Here is a 1,272-nt window from a genome sequence, read left to right on the forward strand (position 1 = left end):
CGCACCGGCAACCGGGCCGCGTCATCTATGACTGGCGCCATTACCTTGCCGTGGTCCAGCGCAAGCCGGGCGCGCTTCGCAACGGCGCCCCGTTTGTTGAGATGCCGGAGGGCTTTCGTGAGCTGCAGGACCAGATGCTGCGCAGGCCTGGCGGGGATCGGGAGATGGTCGATGTCCTGTCATTGGTATTGCATCACGACGAACAGGCGGTCCTGTGCGCGGTGGACATGGCGCTGAAGGCCGGCGTGCCGACCAAGACCCACGTGCTGAACCTGTTGCACAGGCTGGTGAGCAGCACTTCAGTCGAGCTACCAGATGTGACGCCACCTCCGGCCTTGACGCTGAGCAAGGAGCCCGAGGCCAATGTCGCACGCTACGATGGGCTGCGCACGTCCGGAGGCAAACGCCATGCGTCATGATCCCGCCGGCGCTGCTATCGTCATCATGCTCCGCAGTCTGAAGATGCCAGGCATGGCGCAGGCCGTGCATGACCTCATGGAACAGGGTGCGCCTGCGTTCGAAGCGGCGATCCCCATCCTGTCGCAGCTGCTGAAGGCCGAAATGGCCGAACGTGAAGTGCGGTCCATCTCTTATCACATGAAGGCAGCGCGCTTCCCGGCTCACAAGGACCTGTCGGGCTTCGACTTCGCCGCCAGCGAGGTCAACGAGGCCCTCGTTCGGCAGCTTCACCGATGCGAGTTCCTGGATGCTGCCGAGAACGCGGTCCTGATTGGCGGGCCCGGCACCGGGAAAAGCCATGTTGCGACTGCCCTCGGTGTCCAGGCAATCGAGCATCACCGCAAACGCGTGCGCTTCTTCTCCACAGTCGAGCTGGTGAACGCGCTGGAACAGGAAAAGGCGCTGGGAAGGGCCGGGAAAATCGCCGAGGCGTTGGTGAAAACCGAATTGGTGATCCTCGACGAGCTCGGATACCTGCCGTTCAGCGCCTCGGGCGGCGCCTTGCTGTTCCACCTCCTCAGCAAGCTCTACGAGCGCACAAGCGTCGTGATCACCACGAACCTGAGCTTCAGCGAATGGGCCAGCGTCTTCGGTGACGCCAAAATGACCACCGCGCTCCTCGATCGCCTCACACACCGCTGCCACATCCTGGAAACCGGAAACGACAGCTATCGCTTCAAGGCCAGCTCGGAGACCGCGAAAAAGAAGAGGAAGGAGACGCCAATGTTGACCCCATCATGAACCGACCGACATACTGACAGGCGGGTCAAATCTCGATGACAATGCTGGGTCAGTTCTCAGTGACATCCAACA

General features: G+C 61.9%; 1 protein-coding gene and 1 pseudogene. Both read left to right on the forward strand.

What is annotated here, in order from left to right; genetic code table 11:
• A pseudogene (locus BLR51_RS27060) lies at positions 1-419 on the forward strand (IS21 family transposase); the annotation flags it as partial.
• Positions 409-1,200, forward strand: coding sequence for an IS21-like element helper ATPase IstB (istB, locus tag BLR51_RS27065; RefSeq protein WP_089852619.1), 792 nt, complete (start codon positions 409-411; stop codon positions 1,198-1,200). The pseudogene BLR51_RS27060 and the gene istB, both read left to right, overlap by 11 nt.
• Positions 1,201-1,272 lie beyond the last annotated feature (72 nt).

Origin of the sequence: Salipiger marinus, assembly GCF_900100085.1 — a bacterium.
Taxonomy (GTDB): Bacteria; Pseudomonadota; Alphaproteobacteria; order Rhodobacterales; family Rhodobacteraceae; genus Salipiger; species Salipiger marinus.